This window comes from Halomonas sp. SS10-MC5 (genome assembly GCF_015992245.1).
GTDB lineage: Bacteria > Pseudomonadota > Gammaproteobacteria > Pseudomonadales > Halomonadaceae > Halomonas > Halomonas sulfidoxydans.
Window position 1 is genome coordinate 1752645 of record NZ_CP065435.1, and the last position, 23906, is coordinate 1776550.

The 23906-nt window shown below is 65.6% G+C and carries 21 protein-coding genes; 12 read left to right on the forward strand and 9 right to left on the reverse strand.

Annotated elements, in window-relative coordinates; translation table 11 throughout:
• Positions 1–88 precede the first annotated feature (88 nt).
• Entirely contained in the window at positions 89–1759 is a 1671-nt protein-coding gene (locus tag I4484_RS08295; protein ID WP_197450482.1) for an electron transfer flavoprotein-ubiquinone oxidoreductase, read from the reverse strand.
• A 350-nt stretch (positions 1760–2109) separates the two neighbouring features.
• Between I4484_RS08295 and I4484_RS08300 the strand changes: the two genes are divergently transcribed.
• From I4484_RS08300 to I4484_RS08310, 3 genes are all read left to right on the forward strand, one after another.
• Positions 2110–2859: an electron transfer flavoprotein subunit beta/FixA family protein gene (locus tag I4484_RS08300; RefSeq protein WP_197450483.1), complete on the forward strand. Its 750-nt coding sequence runs from the start codon at positions 2110–2112 to the stop codon at positions 2857–2859.
• 14 nt (positions 2860–2873) lie between these two features.
• Positions 2874–3800 carry an electron transfer flavoprotein subunit alpha/FixB family protein gene (locus tag I4484_RS08305; protein ID WP_197450484.1) on the forward strand — a complete coding sequence of 309 codons (927 nt, stop codon included), beginning with the start codon at positions 2874–2876 and terminating at the stop codon, positions 3798–3800.
• Positions 3801–4083: 283 nt separating this feature from the next.
• Entirely contained in the window at positions 4084–4695 is a 612-nt protein-coding gene (locus tag I4484_RS08310) for a superoxide dismutase (protein ID WP_197450485.1), read from the forward strand.
• Between the two features lie 128 nt (positions 4696–4823).
• On the opposite strand, the gene I4484_RS08315 is transcribed toward I4484_RS08310, so the two are convergent.
• Together I4484_RS08315 and I4484_RS08320 are read right to left on the reverse strand one after the other, a co-directional pair.
• On the reverse strand, positions 4824–5591 hold the full coding sequence (locus tag I4484_RS08315) for an ABC transporter ATP-binding protein (protein ID WP_197450486.1): 768 nt from the start codon (positions 5589–5591) through the stop codon (positions 4824–4826).
• A gap of 20 nt (positions 5592–5611) precedes the next feature.
• Positions 5612–6016 (reverse strand): hypothetical protein, encoded by a 405-nt coding sequence (locus tag I4484_RS08320; protein ID WP_197450487.1) that lies wholly within the window; start codon positions 6014–6016, stop codon positions 5612–5614.
• A 169-nt stretch (positions 6017–6185) separates the two neighbouring features.
• Here I4484_RS08320 and fhuB point away from each other — a divergent pair, with 169 nt between their 5' ends.
• The gene (fhuB, locus tag I4484_RS08325; RefSeq protein WP_197450488.1) at positions 6186–8189 is read left to right on the forward strand and encodes a Fe(3+)-hydroxamate ABC transporter permease FhuB; all 2004 of its coding nucleotides are present in this window, start codon (positions 6186–6188) and stop codon (positions 8187–8189) included.
• Positions 8190–8222: 33 nt separating this feature from the next.
• On the opposite strand, the gene I4484_RS08330 is transcribed toward fhuB, so the two are convergent.
• Genes I4484_RS08330 through I4484_RS08340 form a run of 3 tightly spaced genes read right to left on the reverse strand, consistent with a single transcriptional unit; the run spans position 8223 to position 10398 of the window.
• Positions 8223–9143, reverse strand: a complete 921-nt coding sequence (locus I4484_RS08330) for an ABC transporter substrate-binding protein (RefSeq protein WP_197450489.1) — start codon at positions 9141–9143, stop codon at positions 8223–8225.
• Positions 9134–10090 (reverse strand): sucrase ferredoxin, encoded by a 957-nt coding sequence (locus tag I4484_RS08335; protein WP_197450490.1) that lies wholly within the window; start codon positions 10088–10090, stop codon positions 9134–9136. The genes I4484_RS08330 and I4484_RS08335 overlap by 10 nt, the downstream gene beginning before the upstream one ends.
• Positions 10087–10398 carry a hypothetical protein gene (locus I4484_RS08340; RefSeq protein WP_197450491.1) on the reverse strand — a complete coding sequence of 104 codons (312 nt, stop codon included), beginning with the start codon at positions 10396–10398 and terminating at the stop codon, positions 10087–10089. Before I4484_RS08340 ends, I4484_RS08335 begins: the two co-directional genes overlap by 4 nt.
• Before the next feature lie 200 nt (positions 10399–10598).
• On the opposite strand from I4484_RS08340, the gene I4484_RS08345 reads away from it, so the two are divergent.
• The gene (locus I4484_RS08345) at positions 10599–12785 is read left to right on the forward strand and encodes a TonB-dependent siderophore receptor (RefSeq protein WP_197450492.1); all 2187 of its coding nucleotides are present in this window, start codon (positions 10599–10601) and stop codon (positions 12783–12785) included.
• 134 nt (positions 12786–12919) lie between these two features.
• Here I4484_RS08345 and I4484_RS08350 read toward each other — a convergent pair whose 3' ends face one another.
• Complete coding sequence (locus I4484_RS08350; protein ID WP_197450493.1) at positions 12920–15979, reverse strand: cellulose binding domain-containing protein; 3060 nt, start codon at positions 15977–15979, stop codon at positions 12920–12922.
• Positions 15980–16348: 369 nt separating this feature from the next.
• Here I4484_RS08350 and I4484_RS08355 point away from each other — a divergent pair, with 369 nt between their 5' ends.
• From I4484_RS08355 to I4484_RS08380, 6 genes are read left to right on the forward strand one after another with little or no spacing between them, the layout of a single operon-like run.
• Positions 16349–17116: a DUF3450 domain-containing protein gene (locus I4484_RS08355; RefSeq protein WP_234283512.1), complete on the forward strand. Its 768-nt coding sequence runs from the start codon at positions 16349–16351 to the stop codon at positions 17114–17116.
• The gene (locus tag I4484_RS08360; RefSeq protein WP_197450494.1) at positions 17113–18489 is read left to right on the forward strand and encodes a MotA/TolQ/ExbB proton channel family protein; all 1377 of its coding nucleotides are present in this window, start codon (positions 17113–17115) and stop codon (positions 18487–18489) included. The genes I4484_RS08355 and I4484_RS08360 overlap by 4 nt, the downstream gene beginning before the upstream one ends.
• Positions 18473–19006, forward strand: coding sequence for a MotA/TolQ/ExbB proton channel family protein (locus tag I4484_RS08365; RefSeq protein WP_234283548.1), 534 nt, complete (start codon positions 18473–18475; stop codon positions 19004–19006). The genes I4484_RS08360 and I4484_RS08365 overlap by 17 nt, the downstream gene beginning before the upstream one ends.
• Complete coding sequence (locus I4484_RS08370) at positions 18999–19406, forward strand: biopolymer transporter ExbD (RefSeq protein WP_197450496.1); 408 nt, start codon at positions 18999–19001, stop codon at positions 19404–19406. The genes I4484_RS08365 and I4484_RS08370 overlap by 8 nt, the downstream gene beginning before the upstream one ends.
• Positions 19403–20152, forward strand: coding sequence for an energy transducer TonB (locus I4484_RS08375; protein WP_197450497.1), 750 nt, complete (start codon positions 19403–19405; stop codon positions 20150–20152). The genes I4484_RS08370 and I4484_RS08375 overlap by 4 nt, the downstream gene beginning before the upstream one ends.
• Before the next feature lie 9 nt (positions 20153–20161).
• A complete protein-coding gene (locus I4484_RS08380; RefSeq protein WP_197450498.1) occupies positions 20162–21250 on the forward strand; it encodes a hypothetical protein in 1089 nt (362 codons plus the stop codon).
• Positions 21251–21286: 36 nt separating this feature from the next.
• On the opposite strand, the gene xthA is transcribed toward I4484_RS08380, so the two are convergent.
• Together xthA and I4484_RS08390 are read right to left on the reverse strand one after the other, a co-directional pair.
• A complete protein-coding gene (xthA, locus tag I4484_RS08385) occupies positions 21287–22117 on the reverse strand; it encodes an exodeoxyribonuclease III (RefSeq protein ID WP_197450972.1) in 831 nt (276 codons plus the stop codon).
• Positions 22117–22365 carry a hypothetical protein gene (locus tag I4484_RS08390; RefSeq protein ID WP_197450499.1) on the reverse strand — a complete coding sequence of 83 codons (249 nt, stop codon included), beginning with the start codon at positions 22363–22365 and terminating at the stop codon, positions 22117–22119. The genes xthA and I4484_RS08390 overlap by 1 nt, the downstream gene beginning before the upstream one ends.
• Positions 22366–22509: 144 nt before the next feature.
• On the opposite strand from I4484_RS08390, the gene rhlB reads away from it, so the two are divergent.
• Positions 22510–23784: an ATP-dependent RNA helicase RhlB gene (rhlB, locus tag I4484_RS08395; RefSeq protein WP_197450500.1), complete on the forward strand. Its 1275-nt coding sequence runs from the start codon at positions 22510–22512 to the stop codon at positions 23782–23784.
• The last annotated feature ends 122 nt before the right edge of the window (positions 23785–23906 follow it).

The following is a 23906-nucleotide window of genomic DNA, read 5'->3' on the forward strand; positions in this document are numbered from 1 at the left end:
GGGGCGGCGATCGGCGATGGCCCTGGGGCTTCGCCGCAACCACGAAGGGCGCGCCAATGGCACGCCCTTCGCTTGTTCGCTACCGCTGCTACATGTTGGGGTAGTTGGGCCCGCCGCCGCCTTCGGGCGCTACCCACTTGATGTTCTGCGCCGGGTCCTTGATGTCGCAGGTCTTGCAGTGCACGCAGTTCTGGAAGTTGATCTGGAATCGCGGCTTGCCGTCGTCGTCCTCGACCACTTCGTAGACCCCGGCCGGGCAGTAACGCTGGGCCGGTTCGGCGTACTTGGGCAGGTTCTCGCGAATGGGAAGCTCCGGGTCCAGCAGCTTCAGGTGGCTCGGCTGGTCCTCCTCGTGATTGGTGTTCGACAGGAACACCGAGGAGAGCTTGTCGAAGGAGAGCTTGCCGTCGGGCTTGGGGTAATCGATCTTCTCGAACTCGGCGGCCGGCTTCAGGGCCGCGTGATCCGGGGTGGTGTCGTGAAGGTTGGGCAGCTTGCCGCCGAGCAGTTGGTTGACAAAGTTGTAGGCACCACCGCCCACGGTGCCGTACTTGTGAAGCGCCGGGCCGAAGCTGGCGGTCTCCTTGAGCTCGGCGTAGGCCCAGCTCGACTCCCACTTCTCGCTGAAGGCGGTCAGCTCCTGGCCCCCTTCGTCGCCGCCGGCGATGGCCTCGAACACCGCCTCGGCGGCCACCAGGCCGGATTTCATCGCCGTGTGCAGGCCCTTGATCTTGGCGAAGTTCAGCGTGCCGGCGTCGCAGCCGATCAGCAGCCCGCCGGGGAAGGTCATCTTCGGCAGGCAGTTGAGGCCGCCCTTGGTGATGGCCCGCGCGCCATAGGCGACCCGCTTGCCGCCCTCAAGATGCTTGGCCAATACCGGATGATGCTTCATGCGCTGGAACTCGTCGAACGGCGAGAGCCAGGGGTTCTGGTAGGAGAGGTCCATGATCAGGCCGACGACCACCTGATGGTTTTCGGCGTGATAGAGGAACCAGCCGCCGTGGGTGTCCTTGGCCAGCGGCCAGCCCGAACCATGCAGGACCAGCCCCGGCTCGTGCTGCTCGGCGGGGATGTCCCACAGCTCCTTGAGGCCGATACCGTAATGCTGGGGGTCGCGACCCTCGTCGAGCCTGAAGCGCGAGATCAGCCCTTTGCCCAGATGGCCGCGGGCGCCCTCGGCGAACAGGGTGTACTTGGCGCGCAGCTCCATGCCCGGCATATAGCTATCCTTGGGCGTACCGTCGGCGGCCACGCCCATGTCGCCGATGAGGATGCCGCGCACGGTGCCGTCGTCGTCGTGAATGACCTCCTGGGCGGCGAAGCCGGGGAACACCTCGACGCCGAGTTCCTCGGCCTGTTCGGCCAGCCAGCGGCACAGGTTGCCGGCGCTGATCACGTAGCGCGTGAGGTCGCCGCCGGTATTGTGCATGCTCTTCGGCACCAGGGCGTTGGGCAGCTTCTGGGCTTTCTGGGCGTCCCTGAGCAGGTAGACCTCATCGCGGGTGGCCGGGGTGGTCAGCGGCGCGCCGCGCGCCTCCCAGTCGGGGAACAGCTCGGCCAGCGCGCGGGGCTCGAACACGGCGCCCGAGAGAATGTGGGCACCGACTTCGGAACCCTTTTCCACCACGCACACCGACAGCTCCTGGCCGGCCTCGCCCGCCTGCTGCATCAGGCGGCAGGCGGCCGACAGGCCCGAGGGGCCTGCGCCGACGATCACCACGTCGAAGTCCATCGAATCGCGTTCTACTTGCTCAGACATCCACTCGCTCCTCCCTCGGTTTCGGCGTCGGAGCAGCTGCCACCAACGTCGAAGGAAAATAAAACGGTCGTTTGCTTCTCGATATTCTCCATGATAGGCATAATAAACGACTCAGGACAGCCCTACGATGGCAATGTATGACGCCACCACCCGCAGCGGCGGGGAAGGGATTGTTGCGACAGGCCTGGCTGTGGCAAATTGGCAAGGTTTTGCGAGACGGCGCCTATCAAACGCTTGCATGAAACGTATAAAGGAATAGCAAACGGTTCTAAGGGGTCGCTGACCTTTAGCGAAGGACGTCAGCGAGTCCAAAACCAAACGGTTCACCCACTGAACCAAGCGAGGACACCATGAAAGTACTCGTCGCGGTCAAACGCGTCATCGACTACAACGTCAAGATCCGCGTCAAGCCGGATCACTCCGACGTCGACCTCACCAACGTCAAGATGGCCATGAACCCCTTCTGCGAGATCGCCGTGGAAGAGGCGGTGCGGCTGAAGGAGCGAGGGGTCGCCACCGAGGTGGTCGCCGTGACCGTCGGCCCCAAGGCCGCCCAGGAGCAGCTGCGCACCGCGCTGGCGCTGGGTGCCGACCGCGCCGTGCATGTCGAGACCGAAGAGCGCGTCGAGTCGCTGGCCGCGGCCAAGCTGCTGGCCAAGGTGGTGGAAGAGGAGCAGCCCGGTCTCGTCATTCTCGGCAAGCAGGCCATCGACACCGACAACAACCAGACCGGGCAGATGCTCGCCGCCCTGGCCGGCCTGCCCCAGGGCACCTTCGCCTCGGAAGTGAAGGTCGAGAACGACAAGGTCCAGGTCACGCGTGAGGTCGACGGCGGCCTGCAGACCGTCGAGCTGACCCTGCCGGCGGTGATCACCACCGACCTGCGCCTCAACGAGCCGCGCTACGCCAAGCTGCCCGACATCATGAAGGCCAAGAAGAAGCCGCTCGACGTCAAGTCGCCGGCGGACCTCGGCGTCGAGGTGACAAGCCGGCTGACGCTGGAGAAGGTCGAGTCACCGGCCGAGCGCAAGGGCGGCATCAAGGTGGGCTCCGTCGACGAGCTCGTGGACAAACTCAAGAACGAAGCCAAAGTGCTTTGAGGGGAGCCGATTTCATGAGCATCCTGGTACTTGCAGAACATCACGACGGCCAGCTCGCCGGCGCCACCGCCCATGTGGTCGCGGCGGCCCAGGCGATTGGCGGCGACATCGACGTGCTGGTGGCCGGCGAGAACGTCGGTGCCGTGGCCGAGGCCGCCGCCAGGCTCGACGGCGTGAGCAAGGTGCGGGTGGCCGACCACGCCGCCTATGCCCACCAGCTCGCCGAGCCGCTGGGGGCGCTGCTGGTCGAGCTGGCTGGCGACTATTCTCATATCCTCGCCGCCGCCTCCACCACCGGCAAGAACGTGCTGCCGCGCGTCGCCGCCCTGAAGGACGTCAGCCAGATCTCCGAGATCGTCGAAGTGGTTGATGGCGACACCTTCAAGCGTCCCATCTATGCCGGCAATGCCATCGCCACGGTCAAGAGCGCCGACGCGCTCAAGGCGATCACCGTGCGCACCACGGCGTTCGATGCGGTGGCAGAGGGCGGCAGTGCCAGCGTCGAGAGCGTCGAGTTCGTGGCCGAGAATAGCCAGTCCACCTTCCTCAAGCAGGAGCTGGCCCAGAGCGACCGTCCCGAACTGGGCGGGGCGCGGGTGGTCATCTCCGGCGGTCGCGGCATGGGCAGCGGCGAGAACTTCAAGCTGCTCGAGGGTATCGCCGACAAGCTGGGCGCGGCCATCGGTGCCTCGCGTGCCGCGGTGGACGCCGGCTTCGTGCCCAACGACATGCAGGTCGGCCAGACCGGCAAGATCGTCGCGCCGGAGCTCTACATCGCCGTGGGCATTTCCGGGGCGATCCAGCACCTGGCCGGCATGAAGGACTCCAAGGTGATCGTGGCGATCAACAAGGACGAGGAGGCGCCGATCTTCCAGGTGGCCGATTACGGCCTGGTCGGTGACCTGTTCGAGATCCTGCCGGAGCTGGAACAGAAGCTTTAAGAAGAAGATCGGGATCTTCCAGGTCGCGCTCTCGACAGTCAGCGGCCTGGTCGGTGACCTGTTCGAGATCCTGCCGGAGCTCGAGAGCAAGCTGTAAAACGCACCCATGCGTGACGAAGCCGGCCCTATGGCCGGCTTCGTTCTTTCAGGCTGCTCATCAGGCTTGGCTATATCAAGCCTATGCAATCGCTATTAGCGTGAATCGTCACTCTTTGCCATGCTTGCTGGATGCAGTCATGGGGATTGTTTCCCCGTTATCCGTTGTTTTCATGGAGGAGCGAACATGCCGCATACATTGCCCGAGCTTCCTTACGCTTACGATGCGCTAGAGCCCCATATCGATGCGATGACCATGGAGATCCATCACTCGCGTCACCACAAGACCTATGTCGACAAGCTCAACGCCGCGCTGGAGGGTACCGGGCTGGAAGACGTTCCCGTGGACGAGCTGATGGCCAGTATCGATCGCGTTCCGCAGGAGAAGCGGCAGGAGGTCATCAACAACGGCGGCGGTCACTCCAACCACGCCAAGTTCTGGCAGATGATGGCTCCCAATGGGGGCGGCCAGCCCCAGGGCAGGGTGGCCCAGGCCATCGATAGCGAACTGGGCGGTTTCGATGCCTTCAAGGAAGCCTTTACCAAGGCCGCTCTGGGCCGCTTCGGCAGCGGCTGGGCGTGGCTGAGCGTCACTCCCGAGAAGAAGCTGGTGGTGGAGAACACCCTCAACCAGGACAGCCCGCACATGCATGGCAACACCCCGGTGCTGGGCCTGGACGTGTGGGAGCACGCCTACTACCTGAAGTACCAGAACAAGCGCCCTGATTACGTGAATGCCTTCTTCAACGTCATCAACTGGGAGGACGTCGAGCGCCGTTACCAGCAAGCGGTCTCCTGACGTCGCCGCGAGGCCTTTGCCCGGACATCGCCGCAGCCCACTGGCTGCGGCGATTTCGTCTGTCAGGGCGCTGCGCCAGCGCGGCGCATTTCGGTGTAGATGGCCGGCAGGGGAGAGACGCGAGTCGCTCAGTGGGCGACGGCGATGCGGTGTTCGCCGCTGGGGTGCGGCATGACGCGCATGGGCAGACCGTAGATGGCTTCCAGCGTGGCTTCGGTCATCATCGTGTCGGGAGCCCCGTGAGCCAGGACCCGGCCGCCGTGGAGCGCGAGCAGTTCGTCGCAGTAGCGCGAGGCCATGTTGATGTCGTGCAGCACGATGACCACCCCGAGCCGCAAGTCGTTGCACAGCTGGCGAATCAGCGCCAGCACCTCCACCTGATGCGCGATGTCCAGTGCGGCCAAGGGTTCGTCAAGCAGCAGGAAGCGGCTCTGCTGGGCCAGCAGCATGGCCAGCCATACGCGCTGCCTTTCGCCGCCCGACAGGGTATCCACCAGGCGGTCGGCGAAGGCTTCGGTGTGGCTGAGCTCGATGGCGCGCCGAATGGCGGCCTTGTCCTCGGCGGTATGACGCCCCAACAGGCCGTGCCAGGGATAGCGACCGAAGCCGATCAGCTCGCGACCGATCAAGTTCTCGGCGCTGGGGAGATGCTGGGGCAGATAGGCGACCCGGCGGGCGAATTCGCGCTGGCCCCATGCGCTCAGTGGGCGGCCGTCGAGGCGGATCTCCCCTTGACTCGCCGGCTGCTGTTGAGCGAGCAGCTTGATCAATGTCGACTTGCCCGACCCGTTATGTCCGATCAGGCCGTAAATCTTGCCTTCCTCGAAGCGATATTCGACGGGCTCGAGCAGGCGCTTGCCGTTGACCTCGAAGGTGGTGCCGTTGACTTCGAACATGCGGGTTCCTTTGTGAGTGCCTACCAGCCCAGCCAACTGAGCAGCCGCTTACGAGGTGAGGTGGCGCGGCTGCTCGAGGCTCGGTCACGCTTTCCCGACAGCTGCAGCATGGCCTCCTGCAGAGGCGCCATGATCGCATCGAGATGATGCTGGCAAAGCCGTCGGTTGAGGGCGCCGGGACACTGGGCCATGAGCAGGCCGCAGTGGTAGGTGGCAGTGTTCAGTGATGCTTCGACGTGCTTGAAGGGCGACGCTTCCCAGCGGCAGCGCTGCAGCTCGCGGCAGAGCAGCCGGAGCGTATGTGCATCCAGCCAGCAGGGGGTCTCGTCGCCGGCGGGGGAGCGGGCCACCGCTTGGCGTATTGCCTGAAAGGAAACATGCAGGAAGACGCAGGTGTAGTAGAGCCGGGAGCGTTGCGATGGCATAGGATCGCCCTCATCGCACTAATGAGATTGATTTGCATTTTGGATGCGAAGCGGGCTCCTGTCAAACTCGCTCTACTTTGAATGAGAATAGGTCGTAACACGGTTCTATTGATAATCGTTTTCAGCTAGGATGCCGCTGCAACTCGCGAAGACGATCAGGAGCCAAGGCATGCCAGGGGGAGTGCGGACATTCGAGCAGGTGAAGGGTGGGCTCTCGCCGTTGCGTGCCTGCTTGTTGCTGAGCCTGCCCCTGGTATTGCTGCTCGGGAACGGGCTGTTGGATCAGGGCGGTATCGTATTGGGGCTGAAAGCACTGGTCGCCCCTTCGTTACAGGAGTCTCGTGAGCTGCTGCTGCACTACGCTTGGTGGCCGCGGCTCACGGTGGCGCTGCTGGCCGGCGGCGGGCTGGCATTGGCCGGGGTCCTGATGCAGCAGGTTCTGCGCAACCCGCTGGCATCGCCCACGACCCTGGGAGTGGCCTCGGGCGCCAACCTGGCGCTGCTGGCGGCGACCCTGCTGGCACCGGGACTGCTGGCGCTGGGGCGTGAATGGGTGGCCTTGGCCGGCGGTGGGCTGGCGATGGCCCTGGTGTTCCTGCTCGCCTGGCGCCGGGGGCTGGCGCCCGTGGTGGTGGTGTTGGCGGGGCTGGTGGTCAACCTCTACCTGGGGGCGCTGGCGACGGCGCTGTTGCTGTTCAATCACGAGCTATTGTCGGGACTCTTGATCTGGGGGGCCGGATCGCTGGCGCAGAACGGCTGGAGCGGAGTCGCCACGCTGTGGCCGCAGCTCACCGTCGGTAGCGTGGCGGCCATATGCCTGTTGCGTCCGTTGGCGGTGCTGGAGCTGGACGATGCCAGTGCCAAGAGCCTCGGCGTTTCGCTCAAGGCGCTGCGTCTTGCCGGCCTGGGGCTGGCCGTCTTTTTGACTGGTAGCGTGGTGAGCGTGGTGGGCATCATAGGCTTCATCGGCCTGGCGGCGCCCAACATCGTGCGGTTGGCCGGAGCGCGTCGCCTCGGCCAGCGCCTGCTGTGGGGGGCGTTGCTGGGAGCAGTGCTGCTGGCGACGACCGATCTGCTCTTGCAGCAGTTCAGCGGGGTGCTGCCGACGCTGGTACCCACCGGGGCCGTGACCGGGGCCCTGGGGGCGCCGCTTCTCATGTGGCTGATACCACGCTTGAAGCTGCAGGCCAACCGAGCGCCTCAGCCCGCCGCCGTGTTGGCCAACCGGCATCCCGCACCTGAGCGGCTGGCCGTGCGCCTGGCCACCGCTTTGCTGCTGGCGATCGGGTTGGGGCTGCTGCTGGGACAGGGCGCCGATGGCTGGTATGGGTTGGCACCCCATGACTGGAGTGTGATGCAGTGGCGCGTGCCGCGGGTCACGGCGGCGGCGGCCAGTGGCCTGATGCTGGCCATTGCGGGCACGTTGCTGCAGCGGCTTTCCGCCAACCCGATGGCAAGCCCCGAGGTGCTGGGAATCAGCGGTGGCTGCGCCATCGCGCTGATGCTGGGGATCTTCCTCATACCCGCGCCCACCAGCGGGATGCTGGTCGCAGTGGGAACTCTGGGGGCATTCGCCTCGCTGCTGGTCCTGGTGGCGTTCAATCGCCGCAGCGGCTTCGTGCCCGAGCGCCTGCTGCTGTGCGGGGTGGCGATCGGCGCACTGTTCGATGCAGTGCGAAGCGTGATGCTGGCGGGGGGCGATCCGCGCGGCCAGCAGATGATGGCCTGGCTGGCGGGTTCCACCTATTACGTCGACCTCGGCAGCGCCCTGGTAGTGGGAACGATGGCGGCGCTGCTGGCGCTCTGTACGCTGCCGCTGTCGCGCTGGCTGGACATCCTGCCGCTGGGAGCGCCCACCGCACTGGCGCTGGGGATTTCATTGAATCGCGCTCGCCTGGGGCTGCTGCTGCTGGTGGCCCTGTTGACGGCCTGTGCCACCTTGATGGTCGGGCCGCTCTCCTTCGTTGGGCTGCTGGCACCGCACATGGCCCGGTTGCTGGGGCTGTCCCGGGCGCGCCACCATCTGCTGGGGGCGGCACTGGTGGGCATGTTGCTGATGGTACTGGCCGACTGGGTGGGGCGTCAGGCCATCTTTCCCTATGAGATCCCTGCCGGCCTGGTCGCCTCGCTGATCGGTGGCGCCTACTTCATGTGGGGCCTGAGGAGTTTGTAAGCCACCGGACCCGGCGCGGAAGCCATGCCGGTATCAGGGTTGCCGATCCAGTCGGCTGCGATCACGCCTGTGCTCACCCAACGCCGTAACGAGCAGCTCGGCGAAGCGCTGCGCCGAGGGCAGGGCGCCGAAGCTCCAGACCGGCGGCAGGGTAATCAGGCTCTCCTCGCGAACACTGGGGTGGTACTGCCAGAGGGCGCTGTCGGTGAGATTTTCCTCGACGCCGGTCGGGTAGGGTTCCACAACCACCAGGCGGGCTTCCAGGCCAACGAGTGCCTCCAGCCCGACCAGCGAAAAGCCCCAGTAATTGGTCTCGCCTTGCCAGGCATTCTCCAGGCCCAGGCGGTCCATCACGGCCTGGAAGAGGCCATGCTCCCCGAAGACCCGAACATGGCGTTCGTCCATGAACTGGATGACCAGCAGCGGTGACGTTTCTTCCGGCAGTGCTCGACGCAGTGACTCGAAGCGTGCCTCGGTGGCGGCGATCAGCGCTTCGGCTTCCTCCTGGCGCCCATGCGCCATGCCGAGTTCACGGGTCAGGCTGAGGACCTGGCTCCAGGTGTCCCCCTGCGGCGTGTAGATCTCCCGGATATCGACCGCTCCGATCTGCTCTAGGCGGGGTGCCAGGTGGCCGAACATGGGGGAAATGAGGATATGCGCCGGGTCGAGTTGTGCGAGCAACTCGACGTTGGGCTGTGAGCGAAGCCCGATATCCGCCACATTTGTCGGCAGCCGGGGTTCGCCGACCCAGTTGTGATAGTCGCCAACCTGGGCGACCGCATCGGGTGGGTGGTCCAGGGCGACCAGGGTCTCGGCCAGCGTCCAGTCGAGAGTGGCCAGGCCACCATCGGCGCTGGCCATGGCCGGGGTCGTGGCCAACCACAGCCAGCCGAGCATCCGGGCCAGGCGCGGGGTTCGTGTCGGGTGTCGAAAACCGAAAAGCGTCACGAACATGACGTGACTCGAGCGGCGCGGCCTTCGGCGACCTCGACCTGTGTGGCCACCCAGACCTGGCTCGCCGCCGGCGGCCCCACGGCCAGGTCGGCACAGGTATCGTAGCGCCGGAGCATCCTGGGTTCGCAGCGCACCGCGAGCCGCCCCTCGTCGCCTGCGCTACGCCAGCGCACTTGCAGCCAATCCTGGCGCAGTTCGTGCCCTTTGCTCGAGGGGGCCACCGTCACGTCCGCATGAATGCCACACGAGGCCAGCCACTCCAGTGCCGCGACCTGGGCGCACTGCTGCACCGGGCTGAGCCGGGAGTCGCCGCGATAGCAGGGCAGGTAGGGGCGGTCTGCCATTTCGGCTTCTAGCAGCGGCAACACGTCTTCGGTAGCGATGCGGCCATACTTGCGCAGCGCGGGAAAGGCCACGGCGCTGGCTGCCAGCCGACAGCCGCCCAGGTGGGTGCTCTCCCACACTTCGAAGGGCAGGGCGCGCTCCGCTACCGCTGCCTCCAGTGCCTTGTAGGCGGCATAGCCGAACTTGGCGCAGCACTTGTCCTTCTTGCCGTGGGTGCAGCACAGCAGCAGCGACCCTTGGGGCGGGCCCATTTCCCAGCGCGTGAGGGGTTCGCCCCGCTGCAGTGCGTCCAGAACAGCCGGCAGTTCGGCGCGTGGCATCTCGTAGCGGCGATTCTCCGGCATCAGATAGAGCCGGTGATGCTCCCCGGGCTGGTCGCGGCGATGAATCAGGTTGACCCGCCGCCCCGCCTCGGCGATGGCCTCGAGCTGAGCCGCTACGTCATCGGGCATATCGCTGGCCCGGCGCAGGCTGCGCCGCCATTTCGACCGCGGCCAACTGAGCAACACGTTGCGCTCGGCGTGGGCAGCACTGCCCGCCAGCGGGTCGCCCATGGCGAGGCTCTCCCGGGCGCAGAAGTGCTGGGTGGCTCTGGTACTCATGCGGGTAGCTCCTCATTGAGTCTGCCAAGAGCAGCGGCACTGCCCAGGGCCGGGATGCAGACCGGCCGACCGGTGTTCGGGGCGCGTATGACGTCGGCGTCGAGATCGAATACCTGCTTCAGGTTGGCCGCGGTGAAGACCGCTTCAGGCGGGCCGCTGTGCTCGATGCTGCCGTTGGGGCCCAGTAGCGCCGTGAGACGGCTCTCGGCGACGCGGAAGTCCACGTCCTCGAGAACGCGACGATCCCCGTAGCCGGCCGTGATGTCTTCGCCTTCAAGGCTTGTGAGCACAGTAGGTGTGGGAGCCATCGATACCAACCGTTAAAATCTGGTGCCAAGTATAAGCGTTTCTCATTATCGATGCGACGCGTATAGAGTGGATGACCCTCCTGTCGGCTACCGGCTTGCCTCGCCCAACCCCTGCCGAAGGCAATTAAGATTTTGCTTGCTAAAATTTAATCGAATTCATTATCATTCGCTATACACTATCATACTGAGGCCTGTCCCACATGTTACGCCCCGTCCCCCTCTCAGCTGATTTCGATCCACTTGCCAAGGCTGTTCGGAAGGCTTTAGGGCTAGCTACCGTCAGTGTCATGATGGTGGTATCTCCATCGCTGCTGGCACAGGAAGCTGGGCAGACCGCCGCTTCTGCCAATGAGCTTGAGACGATCACCGTTGAGGCCGAGGCGCTTTCTCTTGTCACGGAGGGCTCCGACAGCTATCGCGTTCCGCGCACTAGTACCGCTACGCGCCTCGACCTAACGCCTCGCGAGACCCCGCAGTCGGTGTCCACCGTGACTCGGGCGCAAATGGACGATTTCCAGCTCGATACCGTCAATGACGTGCTCGAGAGTACCCCGGGCGTGACGGTTGAGCGGCTCGAGACGGATCGCACCTATTACACCGCTCGCGGGTTCGAGGTGTCGAATTTTCAGGTCGATGGCCTTCGGGTGCCGATGCCTTACAACAACGTTCACGGCGACATAGACACCGTTGTCTATGATCGTGTCGAAGTGGTGCGCGGTGCGACGGGGCTGATGTCTGGCTCGGGCAACCCCGGCGCGACCATTAATTTCATCCGTAAGCGACCCACGGATCTGCCTCATGCCAGCGTCACTGCCAGCGTGGGCTCATGGGAGCATCGGCGTCTAGACGTGGACGTGGCAGGGCCGCTCGACGGCGAGGGAAAGGTGAGAGGGCGCCTTGTGGCCTCGGGGCTACAGACCGATTCCTATCTGGATCGCTTGAGCCGCGAGCGCGGGCTGCTGTATGGCGTGTTGGAAGCGGATGTCAGCGACACCACCCAGTTGACCGTGGGGCACACCTGGCAGCAGAACGATACCGACGGCAACATGTGGGGTTCACTGCCGCTGTATGATTCGGCCGGCAATCCAACCAACTACGATGTTTCCACTTCATCAGCACCCGACTGGTCCTATTGGGATGTGGAAACGCGGCGCAGCTTTCTGGAGCTGGCACAAGAACTCGGAGAGAACTGGACACTCAAGGGCACTGTGACGCACCTGGACATGCTCTCGGATACCCAGTTGCTCTACATTTATGGTATGCCGGATGCCGCGACTGGCCGAGTCGATGCCAGTCAGCTCACCATCAGTAAATATGACCGGCATCTGGAGCAGTGGATAGCCGACTTGCACGCTAAAGGCGACATCGAACTGCTTGGGCGGACTCATCAGTTGGTGCTGGGCAGTGACTGGAGCCAGAGTCGTAACCAGCAGAGTTCTTTGTACGATGCAGCATCCCAAGGCTTGCCTCCGCTGAACGAGTGGAATGGCAGTTACCCTCAGCCCAGCTTTGGCGAACCGTCGTTTGGTAACGATGCGACTGTCAAAGAGAGAAGTTTCTACAGTGCGGCCAAGCTGGACCTTGCCGATCGCTGGACGGGTGTCGTGGGGGCGCGTCTGAGCTGGCTGGATACCGTTGGCGAACAATATGGCAGCTCACAGGATACGACTTACAACAGCGTTCTGACGCCCTATGCCGGTCTGATCTTCGATGTCACCGATCAGGCGTCGGTCTACGCTAGCCATACCGAAATCTTCCAACCACAGACCGAGATCGACCGCAACGGCGACTATCTCGAACCCATCGACGGGGTGGCACAGGAAATTGGTATCAAGGCCGATCTGTTCAACGGTGGGGCCGATGCTTCCCTGGCGCTGTTCCGCATCGATCAAAACAACGTGGCCCAGCCGGCTGGTACCTTGCCCGATGGCACATCGATCTACATGGGTGGAGACGGAATCACCAGCGAGGGTGTCGAAGTGACACTGGCAGGCGAACTCGCCGAGGGTTGGCAGGCCAGCGTCGGCTATACCTATCTGGAGATCGAGGATGCCGAAGGAGAGGCGACAAATACCTACATTCCTCGCAATATGCTGCGTGCGATGACTAGCTATCGTCTGCCGTTCATGCCACAGCTCAAGGTTGGGGCCAGGGTGCGCTGGCAGGACGAAATCCATCGCGAGCGTGATTATCTCCCTGGCGAGACGCGGCAGGACGCCTATACCCTGGTCGATCTGATGGCCAGCTACGACATCAGCGAAAGCCTAACTGCTTCCTTGAACGTCAACAACGTGACCGACGAGGAGTACCTGACGAGCCTCAAGTGGGATCAGGCTTTCTCCGGTGCGCCACGCAGTGTGATGGCTAACCTGACTTGGCGATACTGATTCGAGACTAGCTGAAGCTTCAAGGCTCATCCCGCTGCGTGGGGTGGGTCTTCTGCGTTAGGAACCTTCCGAGCAAAGGAAACGGGCAAATACGCCCGGCACATGGCCGGGCGTGGTCACGACAGCAGCCCTGACTAGAGCAGGAAATCCTCGGTGCGCAGGCCGTCGACGCCCAGCACGTTGATCTGCAGGTCGACGACGCCGTCGCCGTTGACGTCGCCCTGTACCAATCCGCCTTCGTTGCGCAGCTCGCCTGCCGTGCCGCTGAAGGCGGCGTTGCCGACCCAGGCAAACGCCTGCTCGCCTTCGCTGGCCAGATCCGCATCGATGCCCGAGAGGTCGATCAGGTCGCCTTCACCGCGGTCGAAGTCGACGATGATATCGCTGTCGAAGGGCGTGGACTCGTAGGTCGAGAGGTAGACGAAGCGATCGCCCCCCTCGCCGCCGGTCAGGCTGTCGGCACCCAGGCCACCGTAGAGGGTATCGCTGGCCGCCGTGCCCAGAAGGACGTCGTCGCTTTCGCCGCCGATGAGGCCATCGTCCTCCACGGTGGGTATGCCAACCAGCTCGCCCTCGGCGTTGAGGTTTTCGGGCAGGGCCTGGCTGTCATCGCGCACCTTGTAGGAGACGCGCCATGTCTCGCCGGGATCCAGCACCGTGCCGCCATTGAGAGCGTTCACCACATAGCCTTCCTCAGTGGCCGTATATTCTCCGTTCCACATGTCGGTAATGGTCCCGGGGAGGTGGAAGCTCACCGACGGCTGCTCGATGACGACGTCCGAGGTGTTGGTGACCAGCACCTCGCTCATGTAGCCGCCCGACCAGGTCTTGGTGACTTGGCTGGTGAGCACCAGGAAATCCGCCGCGGTGGGGGCAGGGGCGAGTGCGTCGAGCAGCACGGGATCTGCCGCCTCGCCGGCAACCAGGTCCTCTGGGTGGAGGGTCAGGTCGGTACCGTTCAGGGTCAGCGAGGTCGGCGCCTCGCTGACCGGCGCATAGGCCTTGAAGGAGAAGCGCATGACACCGTCCGCCTTGAGCGTATCACTGCCATCGTAGGCGATCCGGTACGTATCGCCGTCACGCGCTAGCAGGGTGGCGCCGTAGAAGGTGGTGATCTCCGCGGGTAGCGTGAAGGAGATCTCGGGTCTGGCGACATCGCTGGCCGAGTGGTTGGCGATCTCCACGCGCATCACATAGCCGCTGGTCCAGCGGCTGACCACACTCAGTCCCACTTCCATGTCGCTGGCAGTGATAGTGGGTGCGGTTACCGTCTCATCGGCAATTTCCGCCCCCGACTCGAGGACGTCCGAAATCGGAGATGACACGGCGATGTCGCTCATGTCTTCTTCCGCCCCGGCGAGGATCTCCTCCGGCGTAGGAGCGCTCGGTACCTCTCCCTGGGAGAGGGTGCGGGTGGCGACATCGAGCATGATGCCATCGGCGAACAGCACCCTTTCGATGCCGACCAGCGTATCGGTGTCTTCGCTGCCACCCGCCATGTGAATGCTGCCGTCGTCGTCGAAGCGAACGGTATAGGCGTCGTGGTTCTGCTCCATGTGGGCGGTGTCGATACCGGCGCCGCCGTCGAGAACATCGTTGCCCCGGCCGCCACGCAGGATGTCGTTTCCGGCGCCGCCGATCAGCGTATCGTGACCCAGGGCGCCGTCGAGATAGACGCCGTTGTCGGTTCCCTGGATGGTGTCGTCACGGCGCGAGCCGATCACATAGTCGAACGTGATCTGGTTGGCACCGGCCTCGGTGATGGCACCGAACGTCTCGCCGCCGTCGTTGTACCACACGACGGGCGAGAGCCCGTCGGAATCGGCGTCGCGGAGGGAGCGCTCGACATGCACGCTATTGCCATGGTCCTGGCCGCCGTGGAAATTGATGTCGCGATCCGTGGACGTTACGTGAATGTCGTTGCCCACCGAGGAGCGCCACGAGGCGAACAGCACGCTATGACGCATGCCCGAGTCCTCGAGGTTGCTCAGGGTGCCATCGTAGCTCTCGCGCAGCTCGAAGGCATAGCCATTGCCCCCGCTGCCCTTGTTGAAGGCGCCGTGCGCACCGAGCGAGTCGGCATGCAGGTCGAGGGAGAGGGCGAACTCGAAGGCGGTAGAGGGGCCATTGACCACTTCGATGTCGCTGAGGTGGGCAGCCACCGTACCGTTCAACTTGATCGCCTGGTAGCCGGCCAGATCCGGGAGTGTGTTGCTGAACGATGCCTTGTCGGGCGTACCCAGCTCGTATCCCAGCGTGAAGCCCCGCAGGGTCACGTTCTCCAGCGCATCGTAACGCTGTATCTTGGCCGCGCCGCCGTCGAAATCGAAGTGGACGCCTCGGTCGAGCATCACCGTGCCGCCGTCCACCGAGACCACCTTGGCCATGCTGGTGCGCAACGGAGCATTCAGTTTCTGCCAGGAGGTATCGCCGATCTCGGCGAAGTACTCTTCCGTGTTGTCCTGCCAGATGCGTACGGTATCGCCGGCCTGCAAGCCATGGTCGGTCTTGAGCGACAGAGTGTCGTCGCCCAACGCGGCATTCTGCTGGAGATAGCCGGCAAACTGAGTCGCCTTGCTCTCCACCAGGAAGGCATGCGAGTCGCCCGCGGCGAGGGCTTCGTCGGTGAAGGTGATGCGCGTCTCGCCGCGCCCGGCTCCCACGATGCTGATGTCGGAGCGAGAGATGGCGATCATGGCATCGAAGCGATAGTCACCGGCCGCCAGATGCAGTGTGGCCCCCTCCGGGGCGTCGTCGATCAGTGCCTGCAACTCAGCGGCAGTGGTATCGGGGCCGACGATGGCCTGGCCGTTGTCGTCGAACGGGCTGGCGACCGACTGGGTCTCGACGGTCTCGGCGAGCAGCAGCGTCTGCGCTTCGGGTGAGAATTCGGGAGTGGTGCCATTGACCGTCAGTTCGAAGGGCATCCGTCCGCTTTCGGTCAGTACCTTGACCTTGAAGCGCACCGTCTCGCCCGGGGCGATGTCGTTGTCGGTGTCGTCGTCGACGATGGTATAGCGATCGCCGCTGTGTGCCTCGACCACGCCATCCCAGATATCGGTGATGGTGCCGTCCAGTGTGAATTCGACCCGATAGTCGACGATCGATTGGGTTCCCTGGTTGGAGAGGAAAATCTCCATCACGAAGCCGCCATTCCATTGGCTGCTGAGAGAGGCATCGATGAAGGGACGCATGGAGCTACCGCCTGAAGAGTGAAAAGCAGGCCGCCGGGGGCGGGCAGGTTGTCGGCTGCGGCAGAAACAGTGCCCATACGGGCGCCGGGGGGGCGCGTCGCATGGTCGGGCAGTCAGTTGCCCACTGTCGTCCCTGGGGTCGTTCTAACGGGCAGGACGAGGGTACTGTAGCGTTTCGTTTCGTTTCGCTTAATGAAGAAAAGCGTACCTTTCATTACGCAATTCCTAAGCCGGTTTGGCCGTAACAGAGGGCCGAATGGGCCGAGGGAGCCGGGGTGAGTGGATTGATAACAATTATCATTAGTGGCATCATCGGACACCGCCCAACCATGGCGACCATTCGCCGTTACACGTCTGGGGAGTTAGCCAGTGAGATCGTTTCGTCAACCCTGCCTTCTGTGTTTGCTCTGGCTGGGTCTTGTCACCGCAGCCAGCGCCGACCCCGCTGTTCGCGAAGAGGCCAGGCAGGCCCAGCGCAGCCAGGCCGAGTTGCAGGCGCGTATCGACGCCGCCGATGACGCATCGCGGGCCATGCTCGAGGAGCTGCGCGAGCTGGAGCGCGCCGAACGGCGGCTGGCACGCGAGAACGCCGAACTCGCCCCGCGGATCGAGCGCCAGGCGGAGTCCCTGCGCCGGCGTGAGCAGGCTCTGGATACCCTGGAGGAGACCCGCGACGCCTTGCCGGCACTCCAGGCTCGGATGGTCGATCGGCTCGAGCGGTGGATCGAGAGCGATATGCCCTTCCTGCGCGAGGAGCGCCTGGCACGCGTCGCCAGCCTGCGTTCACGGATCGGTGAGCTGTCCGCCGCCGAGCGCTGGGAGCGGATCGTCGAAGCCTGGCGCGCCGAGCTGGAGTACGGTCGCAAGGTCGATGCCTGGCGCGGTTACCTCGGCGATGGGGAGTCGCGTCGCGAGGTGGACTACCTGCGCCTGGGTCGCGTGGGCTTCTACTATCTGACGCCGGACGGCCGCGCCGGACGAGCCTGGCAGGCCGATGCGGGCAGCTGGGCGGCGCTGGACGAGACACAGCGGCGCGAAGTTCGCAACGGGCTACGCATCGCGCGCGACCGCCGCGCACCGGAACTGCTCAGCGTGCCGCTGTCGCAGCCGCTCGAGTCAGTGGAGGACGACACATGACAGTGACACGTGTTGCCGCGGGCCTGCTGGCAGCGCTCTGGCTGAGCACTGGCCTGACTCAGGTGCAAGCCCAAACGGAACCGCTCGAAAGCCTGCGTGCCGAGCGCGAAGCCGCCGAGGGCCGTGACCGCGCGCGCCTGGCCGAGCTGGTCGAGGATCGCGAGGCGCTCGAGGCGGCCCTGGAAGAGGCGCGCGCCTCGCATGCCGAGGCCGAGGCGCGTCACGCAAAACTGCAGCAGAGGGCACGCGAGCTGGATGAACGAGCCGAAGCCATCGAGGCGCGCCAGAACGAGCAGGGCGACGAACTCGAGGCGATCCTGGCGTCGCTGAAGCGGCATAGCGGCGAGCTGCGCGACGGTCTGGCGGACAGCTGGCTGCTCGTCGGCGGTGCCGAGTTGCCGCCCCGCCTCGATGATGCCGAGGTGCTCGAACTCGAGCATCTCGAAGCCTTCGCCGACAGCCTGATCGGACTGACCGTCGACACCGGCCGCGTGATCCGCTTCGAAGCCCCGGTAGCGGATGCCGGTGGGGAAGTTGCCCCCCGTGAAGTCGTGCGTCTGGGCGATTTCGCCGCCTTCACCGACAGCCACCTGCTACGCCGGGGTGCCGATGGCGAGGGGCTGTCCGTGGTCGAGCGCACGCCGCCCGAAGTGGTCGACAGCCTCGCGGCCTTCCATGCCGGTGAGTCGCGGGAGCTGACACTGGACCCGACCCGTGGTGAGGTGATGGCGGCCCTGGCGCAGCGTCCCAGCCTGCCCGAGCGTTTCCACCATGGCGGTGCCGTGGGCTACGTGGTGGTCGGCCTGGGCGCCATCGGCCTGCTGGTGGCGCTGCTGCAGTATGCCTACCTGCTCAAGGTGACCCTGGCCATGCGTCGCCAGCTGCGCGATCTCGACGCCCTGCGCGAGGACAACCCGCTCGGCCGCGTGCTGCTGCGCTTCGGGGCGCTGAGGGACGACCCGGTGCCGGAAGCGCTGGAGGCCCGCCTCGACGAAGCGGTGCTGGCCGAGCTACCGCGCCTCGAGCGCGGCCAGCCGATCGTCAAGCTGCTGGCCGCCGTGGCGCCGCTGCTGGGGCTGCTGGGCACCGTCACCGGAATGATCGTGACCTTCCAGGCGATCACCGTATTCGGCACCGGCGATCCGCAGCTGATGGCCGGCGGCATCAGTCAGGCGCTGGTGACGACCGTGCTGGGCCTGATCACCGCCGTGCCGCTGCTGTTCGCGCATACGGCGCTGGCGGGTCGCAGCCGTCGCCTGGCGGGGCTGGTGGAGGGACAGGCCAGCGCCGCCCTGGCCGAGCAGCTCGAGCAGCGCCCGCATGGGCCCGACAGCATCACCGGGAGTGCCCGCCGTGATCCCGCTCTGGCTTGAGCCGCTGCAGCGCCTGGTCGAGGCGGGCGGCTCGGTCCTGGTGGTGATCGCGCTGGTCGCCATGCTGCTGTTCAGCCTGGCGCTGGAGCGGGTGTGGTATTTCCGCATCACCTACCGCCACGCGCGGCGTGCCCTGATCGCTCGCTGGGCGGCGCGCCAGGATCACTTGAGCTGGAGCGCGCTCACGCTGCGCGAAGCCTGGGCGCGGGAGCTGATCGGGCGGCTGCGCCGGCCGCTGCCGTGGCTCAGGCTGCTGGTGGCGCTGTGCCCGCTGCTGGGGCTGCTGGGCACGGTGACCGGCATGATCGCCGTGTTCGACAGCCTGGCGATGACCGATACCAGCCAGGCCCGCGCCATGGCCGATGGCGTAGCCCGGGCTACCCTGCCGACCCTGACCGGCATGGCGGTGGCGGTGGTGGGGCTGTTGTTCACCAGCCGCCTCGAGCAGATCATTCGTCGCGAGGACCAGCGGCTGCACGACCGCCTGGCCCGTGCCGTGGAGGATACCGATGCGTAGACGCCGCCTTGGCGCCGATGACGGCGAGGCCAGCGAAGTCAACCTGACGCCGATGCTGGACGTCGTCTTCATCATGCTGATCTTCTTCATCGTCACCACCAGCTTCATCAAGGAGAGCGGGGTGGAGATCGAGCGACCCGAATCCAGCGCCGCTTCCCCGCGGCCCGATGCCCAGGTGATGGTTGCCATCACGCCCGAGGGGGCGGTGTGGGTCGACGGTCGCGCGGTGGATCTGCATCGCGTTGGTGGCGAGGTGGCCGGGCTGGTCAGCGACGACGGCTCGGTGGTGATCCAGGCCGACCGCGACTCGACGACCGGCCTGCTGATCGAAGTGATGGATCGCATCCGCGAGGCCGGCGTGGAGCAGGTGGCGGTGGCCGCGAGCCGGAGCCGGTCGTGACGCGCATTCCTTTTTCCTCGCTGGGCGGGGTGGCTCTCGCCCTGCTGCTGTTCTGGCTGCTGGCCCTGCTGGTGGCGCCGCCCGAGGAGGAGTTCGACGTCATCGACGAGAGTCTGACGATGAGCATGGTCGAGGCGCCCGAGGTCGTGGAAGAGGAGGTGGCGGAACCCAGCGCCGAACCGCCGCCTCCCCAGGCCGAAGCGACCCCGCCGCCTCGGCCGGAGCCGCTGCCCCCGCTGGAGAGCCGTATCGCCATGCCCGAGCCGGAGCTGCCGCCCGAGCCGGTGGAAACGCCTGAGCTCGACACCAGCCTGCCCGAACTCAGTGAGGTCCGGCCGGAGCCGCCGCCGCAGCCCGCTCCGGAGCCCCGGCCCGAACCCGAGCCGGAACCAGCGCCCGAGCCGAGCCCGTCACCGGCGGCGCCGAGCGCCACGCCGGAGTCGGCAGCCGAACAGGCGGCTCCCGCCGAGCAGGGGCCGGTGGATGTCGGCCAGATCGCCCCGACCAATCGCGTACCGCCGGAGTACCCCCTGCGTGCACAGCGGCGCGGCCTGGAAGGGCACGTGGAGCTGCAGTTCCTGATTCGTCCCGACGGCAGCGTCGATCGCTCATCCATCCGTGTGGTCGAGTCGCAGCCACGAAACGTCTTCGATTCGGCCGCCGAGCAGGCCGTGGCGCGCTGGCAGTTCGAGCCGGCCAGCGGCGTGCGGCGTGCGCGGCAGCGCCTCGAATTTCAGTTGAGGTGAGCCATGGCGATGCGTGCCTTACGAAATCTCCTGGTTTGTGGTCTCGTCATTGGTGCGGGGCTGTTGGTCGCGCCGATAGCAGCGGCCCAGGCGCCGGCGCTCTCCGGCGATATCATCGCCGACCTGGAGGGGCTCCAGCAGGCGCTACGGCAAGGCGAACACGAGCGGGTGGCCGAGCGTGCTCGTGCCCAGGCGCAGCGCTTCGAAGGTGGCAATGCCGCCGACCGTTGGGCCGGCGCCCTGTATCGTCAACTGGCCGCGGGTGCCGCGGCCGGAGTAGGGCAGCACGAAGCAGCCGCCGAGCAACTGCGCCAGGCGCGCCGCACCCAGGAGGCACCGCAGGCGCAGCGTGACCGCTGGCTGCAGGAAGAGGCCCGGCTGCGCTTGGCGGCCGGCCAGACGGAAGAGGCAGTAACGCTGTGGCTCGACTGGCATCAGCGACATGACGGCAGCCCCGACGACCGTTGGCGCCTGGCGCGTGCCTTGGCGGAGCTCGAGCGCTGGGAGGAAGCGGCGTCGTGGGTCGAGCGCGCCCTGGCCGCCGACCCGACCCCGGGCGAGCGCCGCCAGGCGCTGGCGGCTACCGTGTTCCAGCGTGCCGGGCGCGGCGAGCAGGCGCTGGAAAGCCTGGAAACTTCGCTGAACGCGCAGGCCGAGCCCGCCGCATGGCGCCGGGCGGCGGCATTGGCCCAGGGGCTGGGCGACGCGCAACGGGCCGCGGCGATCTGGGAGGCCGGCTGGCGGTTCGGGGTGCTGGCAGGGGAGGACGATCTACGCCAGCGCATCGAGCTGCACCTGGCCGCCGGCACGCCCGCCCGGGCCGCGGAATACCTGCAGGTGGCGCTGGAGGATGGGGCACTGCCCGACACCCAGGACAATCGGCGTCTGTTGGCTCGCGCCTGGGAAGCGGCCCGCGATCGCGAGCGCGCGCTCGAGGCCTGGCACGTGCTGGCGCGGCGCAGTGGAGAAGGCCAGGACTGGCGGCGCCTGGGCCTGCTGGCGCACGCCTGGGGGCGGCCCGAGCTGGCCCGGCAGGCCATGCAGCAGGCGCAGCGTCGTGGAGAAGAGATTGACCCGCGCTGGCTCTCGACCCGCTAGGGAGAAGCTTCCCTTGCGGGGCGAGATATCAGGACTTCAGATGTCGAAGTCGGTCCACACCGGGGCGTGATCCGAAGGCCGTTCCATGCCGCGCAGGTCGTAGTCGATGCCCGCGTCGCGCACCTGCTTGGCCAGGGGATCGGTGACCAGGATGTAGTCGATGCGCAGCCCGCGCCGGGGTTCGCGTTCGAAACCGCGGGAGCGGTAGTCGAACCAGCTGAAGCGGTCATCCGCCTGGGGGTGGCGCACGCGATAGCTGTCGGTAAGCCCCCACGCCTTGAGCGTGCCGAGCCACTCCCGTTCGATGGGCTGGAAGCTGGTCTTGCCTTCGCGCAGCCAGCGCTTGCGGTTGTCCTCGCCGATGCCGATGTCGATGTCCTCGGGGGAAATGTTGAAATCCCCCATCACCGCCAGCCGCTCGTCGGGGCGGTGCCGTTCGCGCAGCAGTTGGATCAACTGGGCGTAGAACTCGCGCTTGTTGGGAAACTTGGTCGGGTGGGCGACGTTCTCGCCCTGGGGAAAGTAGCCGTTCCACACGGTCAGCGTCTCGCCATCGGCGGTGCGCAGCCGGGCCCCGATCAGGCGGCGCTGGGACTCCTCGCCGTCGCCGGGCAGGCCGAAGAAGACCTCCTCCGGGCCGCTGGGGCAGAGCGCCTTGTGACACATCAGCGCGACGCCGTAGTGACCCTTCTGGCCGTGAAAGTGAACGTGGTAGCCCATGGCCTCGACCGCCTCGCGGGGAAACTCGTCGTCGTGGACCTTGGTTTCCTGCAGCCCGATCACCAGCGGCTGGTGGGTGGCGATCAGCGCCTCGAGCTGGTGCATGCGGGCGCGCAGCCCATTGATGTTGAACGAGACCAGGCGTATCACTCGTCACGCTCCTCGCTGGATGTCGATGTACTTTCGGGATGGATGGCGATGCTGGCGCCCTGTTCCTGGCGGGCCAGCTTGCGCGCTGCCTGCAGCTTGCGCTGCTGGCGCTTCTTCTGGGTGAAGCGGCGCGACGAGGTTACCTGGTCAGGGTTCTCGTGGCGCCACTTCTTGTAGTCCTTGCGCTTGCCGGTGCGGATGGTCACCTTGTCGGCCAGCGAGCGAGTCTTCTTGCGGCGTGTCATCGGGCCTGGCTCCAATGGGTGTCTTGTGGCAGCAAAGCGCCATTCTACCAGTCCAATGCAAGAGGCGCGCCCTCGACGCCATAGGCTGGTACAATATGCGGCTGTACAAAGTTCATCCATTGCTACGGACAAGACATACAGCCTATGAGCGAGTCGGAACAGACCACAGCCCCGGCCGAGAACCGCAAGCCCAAGCGTCGTCGTCGCAAGCCGCGCCGCCGCCAGTCGAACTGGGATCTGCGCCAGTTTCAGGTGCCTGCCGTGGCGGGCAAGTGGCGCTTTCACGACTTCGATCTGCCCCTGCCGCTGATGCGTGCCATTCATGCGCTGGGTTTCGAGTACTGCACGCCGATCCAGGCCGAGGCGCTGACCCACACCCTGCTGGGTGGTGACGTGGTCGGCAAGGCCCAGACCGGCACCGGCAAGACCGCCGCCTTCCTGATCTCGATCCTGGCCTACTTCCTCGAGGAGGAGGTGCCGGACGGGCAGAAGCCCGGTGCCCCGCGCGCGCTGATCGTCGCCCCGACCCGAGAGCTGGCGCTGCAGATCGAGAAGGACGCCAAGGCCCTGGCGCGCTTCACCGAGCTCAATGTGGCCAGCGTCGTCGGTGGCATGGACTACCAGAAGCAGCGCGAACACCTGGGCAAGAAGCTCGACATTCTGGTGGCCACGCCCGGGCGCCTGCTCGACTTCCACGAGAAGCGCGACGTCGACCTGACCCAGGTCGAGATCCTGGTGCTCGACGAGGCCGATCGCATGCTGTCGATGGGCTTCATCCCCGACGTCAAGCGCATCATTCGCCATACCCCGAAGAAGGAGGAGCGCCAGACCTTCCTGTTCTCGGCCACCTTTTCCCAGGACATCCTCAACCTGGCCAGCCAGTGGACGCATCAGCCGGCCCACGTCGAGATCGAGGTCACGGTCGACAACAAGGCCAACATCGATCAGCGCGTCTACATGGTCAGCGATGACGACAAGCCGAAGCTGCTGATCAACCTGCTCAAGCAGGAGAGCTTCGACCGGGTGATGGTGTTCGGCAACCGCCGCGACCTGGTGCGCAAGCTCGAAGGTCTGCTCAAGAAGGCCGACGTCAACGTGGCGATGCTCTCCGGCGACGTGCCGCAGAATCAGCGCATCAAGACCCTGGAGCGTTTCCGCGAGGGTGAGGTGCAGGTGCTGGTGGCCACCGACGTGGCCGGCCGTGGCATCCATATCGAGGATGTCAGCCACGTGATCAACTACACCCTGCCCGAGGATCCGGAGGACTACGTTCACCGTATCGGCCGTACCGGCCGTGCCGGGGCCACCGGGGTGTCGATCAGCTTCGTCGGCGAGGAGGACGCCTTCTCGCTGCCCGAGATCGAGCGCTATATCCAGGACAAGCTGCCCTGCGAGCATCCGCCCGAGGGGCTGCTTTAAACCATCGTGTTTCGCTGAGTTGAGCGCTGATGTGCTTGCCTGGCCAGTACCGCCGTGGCGGGGAGGCCGTCGACAAGGTCTTCGAGGAGGCGCTGTGAACCCATCCCTGGGCGCTACTTTTG